The sequence below is a fragment of the Acidovorax sp. 107 genome (genome assembly GCF_003058055.1).
GTDB lineage: Bacteria > Pseudomonadota > Gammaproteobacteria > Burkholderiales > Burkholderiaceae_C > Acidovorax.
This window is the reverse complement of record NZ_QBTZ01000001.1, coordinates 1,426,202-1,447,299: the sequence shown is the minus strand read 5'-3', so window position 1 is coordinate 1,447,299 and position 21,098 is coordinate 1,426,202. Positions and strand designations below refer to the sequence as shown.

Here is a 21,098-nt window from a genome sequence, read left to right as displayed (position 1 = left end):
TTTGGGCTGGCGTCAATTGAATGAAAGCTGTGAACCCGCATGAAAGCTGGATTTCAATTTTTTTATTTTTTGAGTTGTTCCCCCGTTTGTTCCCCCACCTTGTTCACCATAAGCTGCCGCGTGAAAACTGTGGATGGAGACGAGCCCATGACCGATCAATTTGGGCAACCCAAGATGCCATCACCACATCGTCAGCGAGCGCTACATTGCTCCATCGGCTACACACCATCAACACGCCGCGCTATCCAGTTCCGTACGGCCTTGGCTGACCATGAGGTCGCACGCTGACCGATCTTGATAGAACCCGGAAAGTGCCCTCGCGCCATTTGGTCGTAAAGGGCCGAGCGGCACATCCCCGTCAAGCGCAGCACCTCTGGCAAACGCAACAGGCGGTCTTCGTCGCTTCCATTTTCCAAAGACAGCCTTCGTATCGGCTCACTACTCTCCAGCAGCGACAACGCCTGCCTCATCAACTGGGCAGCACGGTCGGTGATTTCTCTATCGACAGCCTCCCGCTGGTTCCCGCGGTTCTTGCGGTTCTGTGCGGCTGGTCTCATATGGCTCCCTTTCCGATCCTGCGACACCTGTCGCCGATTCCGTAGAGTGCCAGGGACTTCCGACCCATTCCATCCATGCAAGCGCAGCCCAGCGCACCAGGGCCATTACTCCCATGGCTGTTCATCCGGTGGCATTTCTCCGTGATCCCGAAGCGGGGCAACTCCAGCTCCAACACCCATTCGGATGCACGACCCCTATTGAGACAGGACATCCAAGAGCGCTCGGCCCCTCTTCTACCTCACGGCGGCATCCCACCGAGTGTTCGAGCCGCCTGCTCAAGCCCGCCCAGGATGGCGTCAAGAACACGCGGTGAGAAGTCCTGTGGCAATTCGGATTGCACCTCGGCGATGGCCGCTGGAGTCCGGGCAAGGATTTCTTCGATGATCGGCTCGGCGGTCGAGGCATAGCCGACCTTCTGCACGGTGCTATTGAAGTGCCTTCGCTGGATACCTTGCATCTCGTAGTGCCGGTTTTTGCCGAGCAAGGCCATCGCCAACTTGATTTCATGTGGCGACCACTGGTTCGGAGCGTTGCCCAACACCGGATAGACCGACATTACGTCGTACAGCGGGGTCAACTGGAAACGCCCGCGTGGCAGAAGCTGGATACTGAAATTCTTGGCATGGCCATCGGGTGCTCGCAGCAACCAGAACAACACCTGAGCCGCCATCAGCGTTTTCATGTCAGCTTCGGCATTCACCGATTGCCGCAGCGTGCCAAACAGCGCCTTGAGCCCAGGGCCGCCGTCGTTCTCATATTTGCGCAATGGCGAGCAGCCCTCGACCTGGCAAAAATCTTCCTGCGGCAGACGCATGAGCCACTGCCCATTGGATGCCACGCGCCGGTCGAACCGCTCCACCACCAGCACGCGCTGTCCGCCAAAGGTCCCTATGCGGGCATCGGCCACCGGCAAGCCATAGGCTTTCAGCAGCCGCAAGCACAGCCATTCGTTGTCGACGGACGTGCTGAAATCCGCCTGCCGCCCGCCCATCAGGCCAAGCGGGAGCTTGAAGATGTGGCTCGTCGGCGTGGCACCACGCGGCACGAGCCATTGCCCGCCCCACCACAGGAAGGCCGTCTTCTCCTGCGCACCGGCCAGCGAGATGCGGAAATCGGCATCCGGGTCTCGGCCCGCAGCAAAGGCCTGCAGAGAAACGGTTTCTATCAGGTGCCGCTCAATAGCCTCCTCCGACAGGGGCTCGCCCTCGATTCGATCGAAACCGGTGGGCACCTCATCTTCATCCAGGATCTGGACAGCGCCCACGCAATCGCGCCCGATGGCCTTCAGCAAATCGAACGGTTCGGTCGAGCCCGTACGGAATCGCTCGGCCACACGGCGACGGATCGCGTCACTGTCCGGAAGCAGGTTGTCGAAGTAGTTGGAGACCTTCTCGCCCTTGGCCGGCAGGTTCTGCAGGTTGAACGGCAGGGACAGGGACAGCGGCCGGCCGATATCAGCCCCCATCCAGTCCGGGTCATACTGCAGCTCCATCTCCCCGCGAGCGGGAATCGTCCACCGGCCCACGCGGACACCGTTGGTCCAGATAGACAGGCTGCGGCTGTGCGATCGACGTCCCATGTCACCAATCCGTGGTCGGGGCCGTCGACACCGCAGCGCTACCCCGGGTCCCAACGGCCAGTTCCAGGCCCAGCGCGGCACACCATGCAAGGAGTTGCTCCACGCTCAATTCGTGGGCGTTGAGTTCCAAATGGGAGACCCGTGACTGACTCAGGCCGATACGGCTGGCCAACGCCGACTGGGTCAACCCCTGCGCCTTCCGAGCGGCCTGCAGCATCGACCCAAGTTGGCCGGCAGTGACCAGCGGATGTGATGTCGTCGCCATGGCTGATACCTGAAATTCAGATAAATGGAAAATATCTCAAAAACAGATATTAGTCAAATACCTGAAAATCAACTAATTCTGGTTGGCACAATGCACTTCAAGGTGCGCCGATGCAACCTGATGGATGCTCACCATTCGATGGTGTCCCGCCACACAAGCCGATGCAAACATCTATGGTGTTGGCCAGCTGAGCAGTCGGGCTTGCGCTTTCTTTCGCGAGGCACCAGACCAAGCAGCCGAGTCAACTCAAATCGACCAACGCTCCACACCCCGCTGCAGCGCTGTCACCTCCACAGCTTCACGGAACCGCCCAAACATCGCATCGGCCCATTGCGGCGAATCGCCGGGCGTCCACCCCAGCAGCTGGCTTGCTTGGCGATCGAACAGGCTCGGCTGAGCCGAGCGCAGGACCGCCCAGTCCTCCAGGACCGCAGTACGACGGTCACTTAGCAGCTGCGCCGAAGGCAGCTTGTCGGACTTATTGGCGTTGACCTGCTGGTCGACCCGCAGAAGGTTCCACAAGTCGTTGTTCGCCCACAGTGCGAATGGGATGGCGTGATCGACCACGAAGCGCTGCTTGAGAGGTCGGCCGGACCAGGTGCACCGGGTTACGCCGGCATTTTCATATGCCTGGCGGGCGAGCATGGTCGCACGCTCCGGGTCAGGGCGTGCAAGCAATAGCGGAAGCACTGCGCCAGACGTGATTCCTTGCCGGTACCCAAAGCGCTCTGTGAGCGCAGCCCACCTCAGCACGACCGCATCGGAGATCCAGTGCCCAAGCAGGCTGAGTTCCCTCCAGATGTCCGCCGGCATCAAGACAAGACCTGATCGTTTGTCGCATTCGAACACGGTCCCCGACTCCAGGGCTCCACCGGAATACTCGACTGGCCCCAAGCGGATGGTCTCGGCGATCACGCGGAGAACAGATCTGAGCTGGTCTTGCACATCATTGCTCAGCCGCCCACCGAGCCAATCCAGGTGCCAGGCGCTGATGCCTCCATTTGCTCCCTGATCACGGTAGGGCTGCATCAAGGCCGTGAGCGCTGCGCGGAATTTGACGGGCTTGGTGCCGCCCGCCCCTTCAGACTGCGATTGCGGGATGAACTGCGGCGAAGCAAAGATGGGCCAGTAGTACATCAGCCACTTCTCTGCAATGCGCAGGAGACGAACGCCCACCTGGCCGTCGGCCAGCCAGACAGCAGTCTTGCTCTCGTGCATGGCGATGTCGGCCAAGGCGCGGAACAAGGCCAGCTTGTAGGTGGCAACCTTCTTGTCTCGATTGAGCACGCCCTCGATCTGGTCGATAGCGCGCAAGGCGCCGTTGGAGCGAAGTTCCAGCAGCAGCGTGTACCAGCTCGTCCCGGCTCGGGCAAGGGCATCGTCGGAATCCCAGCGGCCTATGCATTGAAACCCCAGTCGCGCGAACAGCAGCTGAATCTCGTCAGCGGTGTATCCCTGGAACAGCCGACCCCGGGCATCGCGCTTGTCCACCAAGTCGTCGCCCCGGGATAGCGGCAGGGATAGCAGCAGGCGGCCGTGGGGATTGAGCAGGGCGCGGATAGCCAAAGCAGCATCAAACAGCTGATGGTCCGGCACATGCATCAGGACTGCACTACAAAGAACTCCATCGAACTTGCCATCAAAGGGCATGCCCAACTCGGGCAGTGCAGAACTTGCGAGCCGACCTGCGAGTTCTGGGTGGGCAGCCTTGGCCGCCGCGCGCAGGCCGTCCGTGGGTTCCACTCCGTAGGCGTCATAGCCGCTCTTGAGAAGGTGCGCCAGGTCGCGCCCAGACCCGGCCCCGATATCGAGCACCCGGGCACCCGGCAAAAATGCCAATGGAAAATACTTCGCCACAGGACTGCCCACCGACTCGTATCGGCTGGCTATGTCCTGGGCATGGTCCTCGTAGAAGCGGGCCGTCGATGCGTCCATGGCGCAGTTAATCTTATTTATCACCTGGATACTCAAACGAGGGCCCAGAACGTTCCAATCAGCACGAGTTGATGCGCCTCTCAGGTTGCGTGCGCGTACCGGCAAGATACCGGAGACTCTTGAACGAGGCCTATCGATATGCGCACTTGTTGGCGACTTCAACACAATAAATCGTCAACGACGGCTGCAGTTCGTGAAAGCATTCTGCACGTCTTTCAGTCCTTGCGATCCGGGCGCAGGATTCATGTCGTGGACATCGGACAGATGCCAGCCCTTGCCAGGCACGAGGATGAAGCTGTGGTTGCGCAGATGATCATCAGTGGCGGATGACCAGCATGGTACAAACGATGCGAGAACATAGCTCCCGCAGTCATTCATGGTGTTCGCGACGTGGTCGATCAGCACGCAAGCGATCTCCAGATAACTCGCGCCTGTCGATGCATCGTTACCATCCTGGTGTCTGGTGAGTGCCATTGCCGACGCGAAGTGGAGCCAGCCTGCTGATTTCCACACAAACCTAGCCTGCCGTGGTTGGTGAGTCACTTCTGCGTAGTGATCTATTATCAGACTCGGGGCAGTCCAAGTTGGTGTCAACGAACCCGGCAACAGCCCCGCCGGGTCAATAGGCATGAGCAGGGGATTGCGCCACCTGCCTGTTAGAGCTGCTTACTCGAGGTTTCCATGGGGCGCTTGAAACCCGCTTCATCGCAAGATTTCGCCAACTCTGACAGACGCGTCCAGTCTCTTTCAAGTCCGATCTTCATGAAGCCCGAAATCGTGCTCGCCCGAGCAACGAGCATTTTCTGCGCCTCGGTTGCAATTTCATGCAAGCCGGGCCACTTGGACAATTCAGCCCAGTATCCCGACTGGCAAAGTGCGAGCATTCGACGCTGAAGGGCGATCACATCGTCTTGCTTCCCCTGCTTACGAGCTTCGGTTTGCTTATAGCGAGCTTCGGCGCGAGAGACAAGCCACGTGGAATCAGGCGCCGGCTCTTGACTCGCATCGCATGCGCGATCCCAACATGCATCTTTCTTGGCCCACTCACCAGCGTTCGTGGCTCCCACTGGCAGCGTGAGAATCACAGTCTGAGCAAGGATCGCCGACGCCCTCATTGCATCCTCTAGTTCAGAGGAAACCGCTTGGGCATTCCAAAGTGCGTCCCAATCCGGCTCTCGCCCCGAGCGGCGAGCTCCATGGACCAGCATTGCAAGCCCATATGCGACGATCTGTGCTCGGTAGTCCCCTCGATACCAGTCGCTTCGAGCAGCCGAGACCATGGCCTCGAGCTTCTTCCACAACAGAGCGACGGCCACAATGCGCTGGTAATAGCCGTCACCATACTGAGGACTGACTTCAGTCCAATACTCAGACGAGGTTGTCTCGGAGGTCTTGGGTTCAAAGTGGGACGCAAACTTGACGAAGTTCTTCTGGACACCCAGGCTGGCCCACTGCGGCTTCTCACTGAGGACGCTGTCGAACTTCGCCAGGTCGGTCTTGTTGATGACCTGTCCAGCCGGATATTCGAGATCGAAGTTCTGCTTCTTCTTCTCCGAGAGATATAACCGCTCGTTCTGATACTGCCCTCGCGCACGCTCATAGAACCACTTGCTTCGGATACGTGTGGCTTCGCTTGAAGGAACGACCAATCTTCGCGAGATTTCTTCCATCTTTCGGTGGAAGGGATGGTTGGCGAAGAAGTCTGCGACAGCAACCTTGTTCTGCGTGTTCGCATACTCCGCAATCTTTGGAATGAGATCGTCGGCGCCCGTCGCCTCCACAACGGTCAGTTTCATGGCGACATTCACCCCCTCAAGTGACAGGCGGTCCTTCTTGCGCGCATTGAGAATGCTGGCTGTCGTCTGCCCGCCATTGACGATCTGAAGATCGACGAGACTCGAGATGAACGATCGCCCATCGATGACGCTTACCTCGACCGAGGCCGCAGTTGCGGCAATGCCATTGTTGAATGCAAGAAAAAGGTGCGGAGAGTCCTGAATCGTTCGCCGAATTCCCTTGTTGACCCCCCCCTTCATCCCCAGGAACGAACGCACATTCCCTTCAAGCACACGACTACCGTATCGCTCAAAGATGTCGGCGAGCAGTGACGCTGGAACAATGCACAGATAAGACTGGATACTTTCGGACCCAGTGGCTCGCATGCATTCAATCCCGCTCGCATTGAAGTCGGAAATGCTCACCGTCACAACCTCACGTTCACGATCGGACTCGTAGATTGAACGGAGTCGAGAGAGATCCCATACGTGCAGCTCTATCGCAATGTCGCCGATGGGTTGAAGAATTCTCTCCTTGAATTTCGTGCTCAGCGGCTGGTTCGATATGACGTGAAGGCGAACTCTTGATATGCGAGCCTTCGACTTCTGCATCAGATGAGCGATCTCGTATGCACCGTTTGACTCGACGATTCGTTCACACAGCGACTCGTTCAGCGCCTCTTGAGCAAACGTCTCGAGATATGCAGAAAGCTGATTCACGGCGGCGGTCATGAGTGTTTCGGGCTCGTCATCGTCGAGCCATCGCCCGACGACAAGTCCAACGCTCCCGTCCGACTCATCAAAGGCCGTGAAGCCATGAATGCGGAATTGCTGCTTTCCCCGAGTCGCTGAGCCAGAGAACTCAGCTGGAACGAACTCTCCGAACGCCGGATCGTCGCCCAGCCGATCGGCAATCTCATGCACGAACGCGAGCACGTCCACCAGATGGTCGGAGGCTGCTCGCCTCGCCACCATCTGATTCAATTCCAGATAAAACTCCAGGTCAGTCATGCCGCCGGGAACTCCACTCGATATCCACTGAGCGCGGCAAGATCAAGTTCATAGGTGGCACCGGTGATGGCAGGTCCGACGTCCGAAGGCACCAGTCTGGGAAATCCAACAGTGACAGCAAACGAATCCTCCCGTATCGCAGCGAACCAGTCCTCGCCATAGTGCCGCTGATCGACATACCCGGCGGCAAGGAGGCGTTCTCTGAAAGTCGACAGCGAAGCAGGTTCTGCGGCGATGCGAGCCTCGATCCGATCCACCAGGGAGTTGAGGCACACCGCGTCCGTTGAGTCGGCCGCCGATGTGCCAAGGGTGATCAGGGTAAGCGTCAGCGGTACAGGCGCGGCCAGCTGACGAAGCGATGAAATGCGTACCGATCTGGCTCCTGGATTGATCGTCTTTACCTCTATCGACCTGTCGGCAAGACAGAAGTCCTGATCCGCGCTCAGCGGACCTACCCATGAGTCAACGAGTTCCCCGATGGAGACGGCCTGCGCCATGAGTAAGCGCTCGAGCACGAGCAACTCTCCGACCAAGCCTCGAATCTTGTGTTTCGGCATTAGCCCGTCGTCCGATCCGGAGAAAAGCCGCTCCCACAGACGAAGCCGCTCCACGAAGAGTGCGACTACAGCATCTTCAGCCTTCACCAGCGATGCAGAGTCCGCGAGGTCTTGGCAAAGCCGACCGAAGACGGACTCCAATCCCCTGCGCTTCAGGCGAAGGACAAGCAACCATGATCCATCCGCTCGCTGGCGACGAAAGTAGTCGAAAGCGCCCGATTCGAGAACGATTGCTGGTGGCCGAATCGAAACTCCGAGGCCGAGAATCGCATGCAACCCGTCGTCGAGCCCCGCATAGATGTCGTGACCCTGTCGATCACCAAGCCTAGTCAATCGAAACGACCCCGCTTCAATGGCCAGCGTTCCAGCCTGGCGCGCCTCCAACTCCCAGATGGCCTCAATCTTCGTCGTCATTGCTCTCCTCTGCTTCAAGCAGCCCGGCCTCTCGCAGCGCAACCTTGTTCAACGTGTAGTAAACGGGCGTCTTAAAGCCGTCGAAGTTCGGGAAAGAAATCGAGATCGCCACAAACGAGCGCGGCTCGATCTCGGCAGCAGAGAACATCTCCTTGAGCTTGTCCTTCTTCGGCTTGCCGGAGTCATCAACCTTGTCGGGCTTGGGATCACTTGGTTCAACTATATGAATGGTCAGGAGCGGTCGCGTGCGATATCGGCGGTAGAAATAGCCTGGCACAGACGCGCCAAGCTTCTTGTCTCGCATGCGCTCCTCCTGCCAGTCCTGTTCCGCCTGTAACTTCATCTCGGCAGTAAATCCGACCAGCTCGTCGGAGACGTCACCAACTCGCTGCTTGTTCAGACGAAGGAACCCCACGCCCTTTCTTGTTCGCTCGAACTGGCGCGTTCGCGGTCGAACCTTGACGACAGTAGGTCCCTCAGCCGCGACGACGAAGTCCTCCAGTGCAATGCCTGTTGATTTCCACGCAAAGCTGACCCACCATTTCCATCGAATCTTGACCCACCCTGGTTCGTGAGCTTCACGCTCACGTTGTGGATAAGTTCTTGGTCGCCTTCTCCTTCTTGGTGGTCTGTGGTGGTTGCTGTGCGGAGCTGTTCTTGAACCTGTAGCTGTCGTTACCCGTTTCCAGAATATGGCAGTGATGCGTGAGTCGGTCCAGCAGTGCCGTGGTCATCTTGGCATCCCCGAACACACTGGCCCATTCGCTGAAGCTCAGGTTGGTGGTGATCACAACGCTGGTGCGCTCGTACAGCTTGGACAGCAGGTGGAACAGCAAGGCTCCTCCTGACGTGCTGAATGGCAGGTAGCCCAGTTCATCCAGGATCACCAGATCGGCATAGGCTAGGCGGTGCGCGATCTGCCCCGGCTTGCCCTGGGCCTTCTCCTCTTCCAGTGCATTGACCAGCTCCACCGTGGAGAAGAACCGCACCCTGCGGTGATGGTGCTCAATGGCTTGCACCCCGAGGGCTGTGGCGATGTGGGTCTTGCCCGTACCCGGGCCACCCACCAACACCACGTTGTTGGCGTTCTCCAAGAATTCGCAGCGGTGCAGCTGGCGTACCAGTGCCTCGTTCACCTCACTGTGGCCGAAGTCAAACCCAGCCAGGTCCCGGTACGCCGGGAACCTGGCCACCTTCAATTGGTAGGCCACCGAGCGCACCTCTCGCTCGGCGGTCTCGGCCTTGAGCAGTTGGGACAGGATGGGCTGCGCCGCATCGAAGGCCGGTGCACCTTGCTCAGCCAGTTCTGCAACTGCCTGGGCCATGCCGTGCATCTTGAGCTCGCGCAGCATGATCACGATGGAAGCGATGGCAGGGTCATGACGCATAGCGCACCTCCCTCAATTGGTCGTAACGAAGCACATTGGCTTGGGGTTCCACCGCCAGCTTGAGGGCCTGCGGCGATGTGACCGGTGCTGGGGCGGGCTTACCGTCCAGCAGGCGGTGGAGCACGTTCAGGATGTGGGTCTTGCTGGCAGCCCCTGACTCCAGTGCCAACTCCACTGCAGCGAGCACAGCTTGTTCATCGTGGTGCAGCACCAGTGCCAGTACCTCCACCATCTCCCGGTCGCCGCCGGGTTGCTTGAGCAAGGTGGCCTGCAGTCGCTTGAAGGCCGCTGGTAGCTCCAGGAATGGGGCGCCGTTGCGCAAAGCTCCTGGTTTGCGCTGCAGCACCGCCAAGTAGTGGCGCCAGTCGTACACGGTCTGACCCGTACCGTGGTGGTTACGCTCGATCAGGCGCTGATGCTCGCACACGATCTGGCCTTCGGCGGCGACCACCAGGCGATCGGCGTAGACCCGCAGGCTCACCGGCCGATTGGCATACGGCGCCGGCACGCTGTAGCGATTGCGCTCGAAGTGGACCAAGCAGGTGGGTGAGACGCGCTTGGTGTGCTCCACAAAGCCATCGAAGGGCCGGGGCATCGGCATCAAGCTTGCCTTCTCTTGAGCCCAGACATCCGCGACGGAGCCCGGCAGCTTGCCGTGCTCGATCTCGTGCCACAGCGCCACGCAGCGCTCTTCAAGCCAGGCATTGAGATCGGACAGGCTTGGGAATGGCGGCACTACCTGCCACAGGCGATGGCGGGCATCGCGCACGTTCTTCTCCACCTGGCCCTTCTCCCAGCCCGACGCGGGATTGCAGAACTCGGCCTCGAACAGGAAGTGGCTGACCATGGCCGCAAAGCGCGCATTGACGTCGCGCTCCTTGCCACGGCGCACCCGGTCTACAGCGGTGCGCATGTTGTCGTAGATGCCACGGCGGGGCACGCCACCCAGGACTACGAATGCATGGTTGTGGGCATCGAACAGCATCTCGTGCGTCTGCAGGGGGTAGGCGCGCAGGTAGAACGCTCGGCTGTGGCTGAGCTTGAAGTGGGCTACCTGCAGCTTGGTGCGCACGCCAGCGAGAACAGCCCAGTCCTCGCTCCAGTCGAACTGGAAGGCCTCACCCGGACCGAAGGTCAGGGGAACGAAGGTGCCACGGCCAGTGGTCTGCTGTGCCACAAGGCGCTGCTCGTGCCAGAGGCGCGCAAAGGCCGCCACACGGTTGTAGGAGCCGCCATAACCGAGCGCCTGCAGATCCACGTACATCTGCTTGATGGTGCGCCGCTGCTTGCGGGATCGGCCAGCTTCCGTCTTGAGCCAGCCGGCGAGCTTCAAGGCGAAGGGATCGAGCTTGGATGGACTGACCCGCTTGGCATAGTGCGGCTCGGCCTCGCCTACGCGCAGGTACTTGCGGATGGTGTTGCGCGAGAGGCCCGTGCGGCGGGCGATCTCCCGGATGGACAGCTGCTCTCGCAGGGCCCAGCGCCTGATGACACTCAGTGTTGCCACGTCTATCACTCCTGGTCTCCTGCTGCTCAGCAAAGCAGCAGGTTAGGGTTAGTACGTGGGTCAGGTTTGGATGGAAATCCCGGGGGTTAGTGGGTCACTTCTGCGTGGAAATCAACAGGCTTACGCCTGAAGGCCATGCCTTCGTCGGTCACTTAAACCAAAAAACCTCCGCATCCATTCCAGCGCCTGCATCACCAAATCCGTATTACTATCCGACATCGCTGAGAGTACCGATTTAGTGATAGTCTAGTTTCCATAGGGAGGCAACTCCCTGTGGTCGAGCCGTAGCTTTTGCTGTGGCGAGGCTTAGGAGTCCGAAAGCCGAATTTGAACTTGCGCCTACTTGCGCCGTCTCCTGCAGCTGGCTACCAGCGTGTCCTCGGGCCAGAGCAGGAGACGTCCCGCGAGCGGGACCAAAGGTAGATGAACCACTGGAACTCTCAGCGATATCTTGCTTCCGGACGTAGTCAGAAGCGCGCGGCCAATGTCCTAGCTAACGCGGCCAGCACTGCTGAGCTCATACGCAAAGCCGCGCCAGGCGCAGCGATTCTCTTTACACTGAATCACCTAGCTCGTGAGACCGGCGTGCCTTACCACTACCTCCGCAGCGTTACGGAGCGCGGTGGTCTCAACAGCAATACGTTCTATCGTGTCTTTTCCTTAAAGAAGCACAATGGCGGCTTCAGAGGCAAGAGGACTCGCACAATATGCGCTCCAGAGCCATTGCTGATGAAGACGCAGCGATGGATTCACGAGCACATCCTTACGAAGGGTTGTCCCCACTCAGCATCCAGCGCCTACCGGCCCGGATCGAGAATTCGGGATGCGGCCGAACAGCATCGAAATGCGCGCTGGCTGGTCAAGATGGACGTGACGAATTTCTTCGAATCAATACTGGAGCCAAAGGTATACGAGGTGTTCCGGTCATTCGGCTATCAGCCTCTAATGGCGTTCGAGCTAACACGGTTGTGCACACGGATTCGGAAGGGCGGACCAAAACGTCACAAGGTGAATGACACAGCGCGGATTGGTAGATACAGCAGCGGTTCATTGGGCCATCTTCCCCAGGGGGCGCCTACAAGCCCATTGCTTGCAAATCTTGCGGCGTTCGACCTAGACTGTGAATTAAATTCGCTCGCAACGTCCAATGGGATGGTCTACACACGTTACGCAGACGATATCGTTTTGTCGTCTTCGGCAGAAGATTGGTCCAAATCCAAGGCGGTTACCTTGCTCAAGCAGGGGCACGACATCCTGAAGGCTCACGGGTTTCAACCCAATCTTGCTAAAGCCACCATCGCTGGACCGGGTGGACGTAAGTTGGTGCTGGGTCTATCGGTGTCAGGCGCAGAACCGCGGCTCACTCGCGATTTCAAGAACAAACTGCGGGCCCACATCCACTATCTTCAGAAGTACCAGTCTCAAGGTATTCCTCCTCACGAGAAGCTGAAGTTCGACTCGAGGCTGGGACTGCAGCGCCACGTCTTCGGGCTCGCCTACTACGCTATCGGCATTGAACGTGCCTGGGGTGCAGCACGCCTTGCTGAACTGAAAGCCCTGCCCTGGCCGGTTGAGCACGGTATCTCATTCGTCTAGATGCATGATGCACTTCCGCTACAGAGTAGATCGGGTTTAGTTGCGCTGAGAACTTCGACGCTTGAACAAGAGATGCATTTTAACGATCACTCTGTGAATCTGGTCCGCGCTTCACTTGCGACACGGATTGCTGCGACTTGCAATGCCGCCTCGAATTACTGCAGCGTACTTCGGACCGGTCATTCATCCAGTGACAGATCGGTCAGTGCAGTGGCTGAAAGGCCGTTGACCACGTGAATTCGGCTGCGGCATTTGGCTGACGGCAAACGCACTGCAGAACGGCCATTTACACCGCCAAGCTCACACGCTTTGCCGACAGGGTCTCAACATTCAATTGAAGAGAAACTGCCATCGATTCATGGCAAACCGCCGCAATGACCAAGTCCAGCGAAATGGCAGATCAGGTACTTGCATTGCCAAGAGTTTTGGAAGTCGTCTTGCCTGCTGCTTTGCCTTCTCTCAGCCGATCCAGATAGTCTGCCCACCGCTGCATCATTTTCGTTCGATGGGCTAGGTACTGTGTCCTGTTGTAAGCGCGCCCATTGGCGTCCTTCACAGCGTGAGCCAGTTGCGCCTCAATCACCAGCGGGTCGACATCCAATCGCTCCGCCAGCATTGTTCGCGCCGTGGCGCGAAAGCCATGCCACGTTTGGATCTCCGGCGTATAGCCCATGGTGATTAGTGCGGTGCGCACCGAATTCTCTGAAATAGGCCGACTGTGGTTGCGTTCACCGGGAAACACCAAAGCGCTGTGGCCCGTCAACGGATACAGCTCCCGCAACACTTTCACAGCCTGGGTTGAAAGAGGCACGAGATGTGGATCCCCGTTTTCCTTCCCGTCCTTGCCCCGCTTCATCCGCACAGCCGGAATCGTCCAGAGGGCGGCATCCAAGTCCACTTCAGCCCAAGCTGCACCACGCAATTCACCAGGTCGCTGAAACAGCAAGGGCGCCAATTGCAATGCTGCCCGCACAATAGGCCCGCCCTTGTAAGCTTGGATGGCCCGCAACAGTGCAGCCAGCTTGACTGGTTCGGTGATAGCGGCAAAGTGCTTGCCGCGATACGGAGACAACGCGCCTTTGAGGTCTCCCGTGATGTCCCGTCCTACCCGGCCTGTCGCGACCCCGTAGCGCCAGACCTGGCGAGCCAACATCAATCCACGATCGGCCGTCTCTACAGCCCCGCGCTCTTCCACCTTGCGCAGGGTTGCCAGCAGTTCCACCGGCTCAATCTCAGCCAGGCGACGCCCCCCAAGCCACGGAAAGAGATCACGTTCGAACTGGCGCAGCGAGCGCTCGGCATGAGAATCACTCCATAGAGGCTTCTGTTTGTCGTACCACTCCAGAGCGACAGCTTTGAAGGTATCCCCGGCACTGGCAGAAGCCTTCAGCCTTTCCACCTTTCTGGCATGCACAGGATTTATTCCTGTCGATTTCTGTAGCCTAGCGGTATCACGAGCCTTGCGAGCTGCCGTCAGGCTGACCGAGGGATAGCTGCCCAGAGCCATACGCCCTTCCTTGCCCTCATGCCGATACTTCCAGAACCAGCGCCTCGATCCCCCGGGAGCAACCTCCAGATACAGGCCTCCCGAGTCCGACAAACGCTCCCGCTTCGATGTGGGGGAACAGACGGCGTTACGGCACTGTGCGTCGGTCAACATGGGGGAACACCTCCAGAGGTTTAGCTCGGATTCCCCTCTGAAACGGGGGAACAAACGCCGCCAGTCTACCCTTTTCGGATTTTGTTCCCCCGTCTGTTCCCCCGCCTCAGTCTGGCTGCCAGGAGATCACTCCGGACCTTCCCACACCGTAACTCATTGATTTACAAAAGAAAAAGGGCGTTCACCGGATGTCGGCGAACGCCCTTGGACGTCGTAATGGTGGAGCTGGCGGGAATTGAACCCGCGTCCGCAAGCCTTCGTCAGGCAGATCTACATGTTTAGCGGTCTGATTTGGATCTCGCTACCCATGTCGCGCAGTCGCACGCTACATGGGCCGCCAGCACCCTATTTTCTCGCTCCCATCCAAGGTACCCGGATGGAAGCCAGCCCATGTAATTATCCTTGCAGCCGGGAGGCACTGATTGCTCAGAACCCCCTTGCCCAGCCCATCGGCCAACTGTTGCAAGGCTCACTGGCAATTAAGCAGCGAGTGCGAAACGTTCGTCGTTTGCAGTTAGTTTGTTAAATCGAGATTTACGAGCGTGACTCAAGCTCGACATGCACCACACTGATCCCGAACCCACGTCGAAACCAGGACAGCCCCCATGATTCCTATTTTAGGCGCTCGCGAGCAATTGCAAGAGCTCGGCTGGAGATTTAATTGCGGCGTGCGCGCCCCACTCCGCAGGGTCGGCCTTGGCGCCCAAGTAGCCGTAGGTGGCAGCCACTGTACCCATACCTGCCGCCAGGCCCGCCACGATATCCCGCTCGTCATCGCCCACGTAGATGCAATGCGCCGGGGGCACGCTCAAGCGCGCAGCAGCTTCGAGCAGCGGTGCAGGGTGGGGTTTGGCATGTGGCGTTGTGTCGCCACTGACCACCGCCGACGCGGTGGCAAACAGCGGAATGGCCTGGGTCAGGGGTTCGGTAAAGCGGGCAGCCTTGTTGGTTACCACGCCCCACGCCATGTTCCGCCCGAGAATCTGACGGACCAATTCAGGCACACCTTCAAAAATGGTGGTCTGCGCTGTCATGCGGGATTCGTAGTTCACAAAAAACTCTTCGCGCATAACGGCAAACTCAGGGTGATCCGGCCCCATGCCAAAGGCTTCTGCGAGCATGCCACGGGCCCCCGCCCCCGCCATGGGACGATATCGATCCAGAGGCAACGAAGGCAAGCCTCGGTCGGTACGCATCTTGTCTGCGGCCGCCCCCAAGTCAGGGGCACTGTCGATCAGGGTGCCGTCCAGATCAAACAGGACTGCGCGAATGCCATGAAAAACGGTAGCCATATCAGCCCACGCGACGCGCGGCAAACAGGTAGTTGACGCTGGTGTTGGCGCTGAGCCAATAGCGACGTGTCAGGGGGTTGTACTCCAGCCCCCGGGTGTGCAGAACGTCCAGGCCCGCATTGCGGCAATGGCCGGCAAGCTCACTGGGGCGGATCATCTTGGCGTATTCGTGGGTGCCACGCGGCAGCATATTGAGCACGTACTCCGCACCCACAATGGCCAGCATAAAGGCTTTGGCATTGCGGTTGATGGTGGAGAAGAACACCCAGCCACCGGGCTTGACCAGGGTGGCGCAAGCGCGAACCACCGAGGCGGGATCAGGCACATGCTCCAGCATTTCCATGCAGGTCACCACGTCAAACCCAGCGGGTTGCTCCAGGGCCATCGCCTCAGCGCTGATTTCGCGGTACTGCACGTTTTGGGTTCCGGCCTCCAGAGCATGCAGTTGCGCCACACGCAGCGCCTTGGTTGCCAGATCGATACCGACCACATCGGCACCTTTACGTGCCATAGAGTCAGCCAAAATGCCACCGCCACAACCCACGTCCAGCACACGTTTGCCGGTCAAGGCGCTCAGTCCATGGATCCAGTCAAGCCGCAAAGGGTTGATTTGGTGCAAAGGGCGAAATTCGCTATCGGGATCCCACCACCGGTGGGCCAGTTCCGAAAACTTGGCCAGTTCGGCCGGATCTGCATTGACGGTTTCGATCATGTCGCTGATTGTCCATGAAGGTAGGGGATGAAAATCCCCAGACGCAAAAAAGCCCCGCGAACGGGGCTTTTTTGTGAAGCAATCCGAAGATTACTGCGCGGCGCGGGTGCCGACCACTTCGATTTCCACGCGACGGTTCTTCGCACGGCCTTCGGCGGTCTTGTTGTCAGCCACAGGTTGCTTTTCGCCCTTGCCTTCGGTGTACACGCGGTTCTTTTCGATGCCCTTGGACACCAAGTAAGCCTTCACGGCTTCAGAACGACGCACCGACAGCTTCTGGTTGTAAGCATCGGAGCCGACGGAGTCAGTGTGACCCACGGCAATGATCACTTCCAGGTTGATGCCCTTGACCTTGGAAACCAGGTCGTCCAGCTTGGCCTTGCCTTCTGGCTTGAGGACCGACTTGTCGAAGTCGAAGAAGGCGTCAGCGGCGTAGGTCACCTTGGTGGCGACTGCAGGAGCTGGTGCTGGTGCGGGTGCAGGGGCGGCAGCGGGTGCTGGAGCAGCAGCAGGAGCTGGTGCAGCGGCAGGTGCGGGCGCAGCGATAGCGCCATCGCAACCAGCGGCAGCCGTAGCAGGCGTCCAGTTGGCATCGCGCCAGCAGTATTCGTTGGTACCGTTCTTCCAGACCAGTTGGCCAGAAGCATCGCGCCAGTTGTCAACGGTTTGTGCGCCAGCGGCGGTTGCGAGCGCTGCAGAGGCAAACAACATCGCCACTTTGTTCAGTTTCTTCATGGTTCTCCTCTTGGGGAAAAAGCCGCAGCCGCGCTGCGAATCAGGACGCCTGGGGTGACCACCACCCTAAGCGTTCAAACGATTGTGCCATACGTAACAGGGCAAAAGCTGCGCGTGCTGGTCGGGGCCCGTAGGACAAAACCTGAATTGCTTCGATATGTTGCGCCGTCGCTACACGGTCTTACGCCTAAAATGGCTCTCCTTTGCCGTCCCCGCCGTCCCAATGACCCAGTTTGCCAAAGAAACCCTGCCGATCAGCCTCGAAGAAGAGATGCGGCGCAGTTACCTCGATTACGCGATGAGCGTGATCGTGGGCCGTGCACTGCCCGACGCGCGCGACGGCTTGAAGCCGGTGCACCGTCGCGTACTTTTTGCGATGCATGAGCTCAACAACGACTGGAATCGACCTTATAAAAAGTCGGCCCGTATCGTTGGCGACGTGATCGGTAAATACCACCCGCATGGTGACTCGGCGGTGTACGACACCATCGTGCGGATGGCGCAGGATTTTTCGCTGCGCCATATGCTGGTAGATGGACAGGGCAATTTCGGATCGGTGGACGGCGATAACGCTGCCGCTATGCGATACACCGAAATCCGCCTGGCCAAGATTGCGCATGAAATGCTGGGAGATATCGACAAGGAAACTGTCGATTTCGGACCCAATTACGACGGCAGCGAGAAAGAACCGCTGGTATTGCCCAGCAAGCTGCCCAATTTGTTGGTGAATGGATCGGCAGGTATTGCGGTGGGTATGGCCACCAACATTCCGCCCCACAACCTCAACGAAGTGGTCGATGCCTGCCTGCACATGCTGCGCAACCCCGAGACGACCATCGACGAGCTGATGGAAATCATCCCGGCCCCCGACTTCCCAACGGCCGGCATCATCTACGGCATCAACGGTGTGAAGGATGGCTACCGCACCGGGCGCGGCAAGGTGGTGATGCGTGCCAAGTGCCACTTCGAGGACATTGATCGCGGTCAGCGCCAGGCGATCATCGTGGACGAGCTGCCCTACCAGGTCAACAAGAAGACGCTGCAGGAGCGCATGGCCGAGCTGGTGCACGAAAAGAAGATCGAAGGCATCAGCCACATCCAGGACGAGTCCGACAAGTCGGGCATGCGCCTGGTGATCGAACTCAAGCGCGGTGAAGTGCCCGAGGTGGTGCTGAACAACCTGTACAAGCAGACGCAGCTGCAGGACACGTTCGGCATGAACATGGTGGCGCTGATCGACGGCCAGCCCCGCCTGTGCAACCTGAAGGACCTGATCAGCGTCTTCTTGCAGCACCGCCGCGAAGTGGTCACCCGCCGCACGGTGTTCGAGCTGTGCAAGGCACGCGACCGTGGCCATGTGCTGGAAGGCCTGGCCGTGGCCCTGGCCAACATCGATGACTTCATTGCCATCATTCGCAATGCACCCACACCGCCCGTCGCCAAGGCCGAACTGATGGCCCGCCCCTGGGACAGCAAGCTGGTGCGCGAGATGCTCACCCGCACGCGCGCCGACGGTGGTGTGATCAATGCCGACGACTACCGCCCCGACGGCCTCGAAAAGGAATTCGGCATGGGCCAGGACGGCCTGTACCGCCTGTCGGAAACGCAGGCCCAGGAAATCCTGCAAATGCGCCTGCAGCGCCTCACAGGCTTGGAGCAGGACAAGATCGTGGCCGAGTACAAGGAAGTCATGGCGGTCATCGAAGACCTGCTGGACATCCTGGCCAAGCCCGAGCGCGTGTCGGTCATCATCGGCGACGAACTCACGTCCATCAAACAGGAATTCGGCCAGCACAAGCTGGGTGCGCGCCGCTCGATCGTTGAATACAGTGCGCAGGATCTTTCCACCGAAGACCTGATCACGCCCACCGACATGGTGGTGACGCTGTCGCACACCGGCTACATCAAGAGCCAGCCCCTGTCCGAGTACCGCGCCCAGAAGCGCGGCGGCCGCGGCAAGCAGGCCACGGCGACCAAGGAAGACGACTGGATCGACCAGCTCTTCATCGCGAACACGCACGACTACATCCTGTGCTTCTCCAACCGCGGCCGCCTGTACTGGCTCAAGGTGTGGGAAGTGCCCGCAGGCTCGCGCGGCTCGCGCGGTCGCCCCATCGTCAACATGTTCCCGCTGCAGGACGGCGAGAAGATCAACGTCGTGCTGCCGCTCACCGGCGACATGCGCAGCTTCCCGGCCGACCGCTTCGTGTTCATGGCCACTAGCATGGGCACCGTCAAAAAGACAGCGCTGGACGAATTCAGCAATCCGCGCAAGGGCGGCATCATTGCCGTCAACCTGGATGACGGCGACTACCTGATCGGCGCAGCCCTCACCGATGGCAAGCACGACGTGATGCTGTTCAGTGACGGCGGCAAGGCCGTGCGCTTCGACGAAAACGACGTGCGCCCCCTGGGCCGTGCAGCGCGCGGTGTGCGCGGCATGATGCTGGAAGACGGCCAGAGCGTGATCGCCATGCTGGTCGCCGAGGACGAGACGCAGAGCGTGCTCACCGCCACCGAAAATGGCTACGGCAAGCGCACCAGCATCGTCGAATACACCCGCCACGGCCGTGGTACGAAGGGCATGATCGCCATCCAGCAAAGCGAGCGCAACGGCAAGGTCGTGGCCGCCACGCTGGTGCACGCGGACGACGAGATCATGCTGATCACCGACAAGGGTGTGCTGGTGCGCACCCGCGTGAGCGAGATTCGCGAGCTGGGCCGCGCCACGCAGGGCGTGACGCTGATCGCGCTGGACGAGGGCTCCAAGCTCAGCGGCTTGCAGCGCATTGTTGAGAACGACGCCAATATGACGGATGCAGAGACCGATGGCGAAGGAGGTGCTGACAGTGGTGACTCCTCCGCACCTGAAGCCCCCGACGCCTGACCACCGCGGGGCGTGAAGACGCCCCGAAAACGCTATCAAAAGCGGAGCATCAGGCGCTTATTGAATAAGCGCCTGATGCATTTTTAGCCTTGAACATGACACGCCCTTACAACTTCTCCGCTGGCCCCGCCGCCATCCCCTCCGCAGTCCTGCAACAAGCCGCCTCCGAGATGCTGGACTGGCACGGCAGTGGCATGGGCGTGATGGAGATGAGCCATCGCGGCAAGGAGTTTCTGTCCATCTACGAGAGGGCAGAAGCCGACCTGCGCGAGCTGCTGGCCGTACCTTCACATTTCAAAATCCTCTTCATGCAAGGCGGAGGCCTGGCCGAGAACGCCATCGTTCCACTCAATCTGTCGCGTGCAGGGGTGGTCGATTTTGTGGTGACGGGCAGTTGGAGCCAGAAGTCACAAAAGGAAGCGCGCAAGTACGCTTCAGAAGTCAACATCGTCGCCACCACCGAAGACACGGGCTTCACCACCGTGCCCGACCCGGCCGCCTGGACGGTCAGCCGGGGCGCGAGCTACCTGCACCTGTGCAGCAACGAAACCATCAACGGCACCGAGTTCCACCAGTTGCCCGACCTCAAGGCGCTGGGCAGCGATGCGCCGCTGGTGATCGATTTCTCGTCGCATGTGGCGTCGCGGCCCGTGGACTGGAGCCGCGTGGGCCTGGCTTTTGGCGGCGCGCAAAAGAACCTGGGACCCGCTGGCCTCACGCTGGTGATCGTGCGCGAAGACCTGCTGGGCCACGCCCTGCCCGCCTGCCCCAGCGCCTTCGACTACAAAATCGTGGCCGACAACCAGTCCATGTACAACACGCCGCCCACCTGGGGTATCTACATCGCCGGGCTGACCTTCCAGTGGCTCAAGCGCCAGACGGAAGGCGGCTTGAGCGGCGTGGCCGCGATGGAGCAGCGCAACATTGCCAAGGCCACGCTGCTCTACAACGCCATCGACCAATCGCAGCTGTATGTGAACAAAGTGGCGGCCAACTGCCGCTCGCGCATGAACATCCCGTTCTTCTTGCGTGACGAAAGCCGTAACGATGCCTTCCTGGCCGGGGCCAAGGAGCGCGGGCTGCTGCAACTCAAGGGCCACAAGTCTGTGGGCGGCATGCGAGCCAGCATCTACAACGCCATGCCACTGGCGGGTGTGCAGGCGCTCGTGGACTACATGCGAGAATTTGAGCAAAAGCACGCCTGAGCGCGCATTCGACACGACAACA

The 21,098-nt window shown here is 59.6% G+C and carries 17 protein-coding genes and 1 other RNA gene; 3 read left to right on the top strand and 15 right to left on the bottom strand.

The window, feature by feature from the left end; translation table 11 throughout:
• Positions 1–218: 218 nt before the first annotated feature.
• From C8C99_RS24400 to istA, 10 genes are all read right to left on the bottom strand, one after another.
• Positions 219–470, bottom strand: coding sequence for an AlpA family phage regulatory protein (locus C8C99_RS24400; protein ID WP_108627068.1), 252 nt, complete (start codon positions 468–470; stop codon positions 219–221).
• Positions 471–796: 326 nt separating this feature from the next.
• Positions 797–2,137 (bottom strand): type II toxin-antitoxin system HipA family toxin, encoded by a 1,341-nt coding sequence (locus C8C99_RS06875; protein WP_108625315.1) that lies wholly within the window; start codon positions 2,135–2,137, stop codon positions 797–799.
• 1 nt (position 2,138) lies between these two features.
• On the bottom strand, positions 2,139–2,402 hold the full coding sequence (locus tag C8C99_RS06870) for a helix-turn-helix domain-containing protein (protein ID WP_108625314.1): 264 nt from the start codon (positions 2,400–2,402) through the stop codon (positions 2,139–2,141).
• Positions 2,403–2,648: 246 nt separating this feature from the next.
• Positions 2,649–4,337: a class I SAM-dependent methyltransferase gene (locus tag C8C99_RS06865; RefSeq protein WP_108625313.1), complete on the bottom strand. Its 1,689-nt coding sequence runs from the start codon at positions 4,335–4,337 to the stop codon at positions 2,649–2,651.
• 174 nt (positions 4,338–4,511) lie between these two features.
• Positions 4,512–4,967 (bottom strand): HipA domain-containing protein, encoded by a 456-nt coding sequence (locus C8C99_RS06860; protein WP_108625312.1) that lies wholly within the window; start codon positions 4,965–4,967, stop codon positions 4,512–4,514.
• A gap of 26 nt (positions 4,968–4,993) precedes the next feature.
• Positions 4,994–7,123, bottom strand: a complete 2,130-nt coding sequence (locus C8C99_RS06855; protein ID WP_108625311.1) for an AIPR family protein — start codon at positions 7,121–7,123, stop codon at positions 4,994–4,996.
• Positions 7,120–8,094 carry a PD-(D/E)XK motif protein gene (locus C8C99_RS06850; protein ID WP_108625310.1) on the bottom strand — a complete coding sequence of 325 codons (975 nt, stop codon included), beginning with the start codon at positions 8,092–8,094 and terminating at the stop codon, positions 7,120–7,122. Before C8C99_RS06850 ends, C8C99_RS06855 begins: the two co-directional genes overlap by 4 nt.
• Positions 8,078–8,509, bottom strand: a complete 432-nt coding sequence (locus C8C99_RS06845; protein WP_108625309.1) for a hypothetical protein — start codon at positions 8,507–8,509, stop codon at positions 8,078–8,080. Before C8C99_RS06845 ends, C8C99_RS06850 begins: the two co-directional genes overlap by 17 nt.
• 169 nt (positions 8,510–8,678) lie before the next feature.
• Positions 8,679–9,482, bottom strand: a complete 804-nt coding sequence (istB, locus tag C8C99_RS06840) for an IS21-like element ISThsp10 family helper ATPase IstB (RefSeq protein ID WP_108625308.1) — start codon at positions 9,480–9,482, stop codon at positions 8,679–8,681.
• The gene (istA, locus tag C8C99_RS06835; RefSeq protein WP_108625307.1) at positions 9,472–10,998 is read right to left on the bottom strand and encodes an IS21 family transposase; all 1,527 of its coding nucleotides are present in this window, start codon (positions 10,996–10,998) and stop codon (positions 9,472–9,474) included. Before istA ends, istB begins: the two co-directional genes overlap by 11 nt.
• A gap of 414 nt (positions 10,999–11,412) precedes the next feature.
• On the opposite strand from istA, the gene C8C99_RS06830 reads away from it, so the two are divergent.
• A complete protein-coding gene (locus tag C8C99_RS06830; protein ID WP_108625306.1) occupies positions 11,413–12,585 on the top strand; it encodes a reverse transcriptase family protein in 1,173 nt (390 codons plus the stop codon).
• A gap of 400 nt (positions 12,586–12,985) precedes the next feature.
• Here C8C99_RS06830 and C8C99_RS06825 read toward each other — a convergent pair whose 3' ends face one another.
• From C8C99_RS06825 to ompA, 5 genes are all read right to left on the bottom strand, one after another.
• Positions 12,986–14,245 carry a site-specific integrase gene (locus C8C99_RS06825; RefSeq protein ID WP_108625305.1) on the bottom strand — a complete coding sequence of 420 codons (1,260 nt, stop codon included), beginning with the start codon at positions 14,243–14,245 and terminating at the stop codon, positions 12,986–12,988.
• A gap of 217 nt (positions 14,246–14,462) precedes the next feature.
• Positions 14,463–14,849, bottom strand: a transfer-messenger RNA (tmRNA) gene (ssrA, locus tag C8C99_RS06820).
• Positions 14,850–14,862: 13 nt separating this feature from the next.
• Entirely contained in the window at positions 14,863–15,537 is a 675-nt protein-coding gene (locus tag C8C99_RS06815; protein WP_056645394.1) for an HAD family hydrolase, read from the bottom strand.
• Between the two features lies 1 nt (position 15,538).
• Complete coding sequence (ubiG, locus tag C8C99_RS06810) at positions 15,539–16,249, bottom strand: bifunctional 2-polyprenyl-6-hydroxyphenol methylase/3-demethylubiquinol 3-O-methyltransferase UbiG (protein ID WP_056645397.1); 711 nt, start codon at positions 16,247–16,249, stop codon at positions 15,539–15,541.
• A 90-nt stretch (positions 16,250–16,339) separates the two neighbouring features.
• Positions 16,340–16,984, bottom strand: coding sequence for an outer membrane protein OmpA (gene ompA, locus C8C99_RS06805; protein ID WP_056645400.1), 645 nt, complete (start codon positions 16,982–16,984; stop codon positions 16,340–16,342).
• Positions 16,985–17,207: 223 nt separating this feature from the next.
• On the opposite strand from ompA, the gene gyrA reads away from it, so the two are divergent.
• Both gyrA and serC read left to right on the top strand, forming a co-directional pair.
• On the top strand, positions 17,208–19,871 hold the full coding sequence (gyrA, locus tag C8C99_RS06800; protein WP_108625304.1) for a DNA gyrase subunit A: 2,664 nt from the start codon (positions 17,208–17,210) through the stop codon (positions 19,869–19,871).
• A 95-nt stretch (positions 19,872–19,966) separates the two neighbouring features.
• Complete coding sequence (gene serC / locus C8C99_RS06795; RefSeq protein ID WP_056645404.1) at positions 19,967–21,076, top strand: 3-phosphoserine/phosphohydroxythreonine transaminase; 1,110 nt, start codon at positions 19,967–19,969, stop codon at positions 21,074–21,076.
• Positions 21,077–21,098 lie beyond the last annotated feature (22 nt).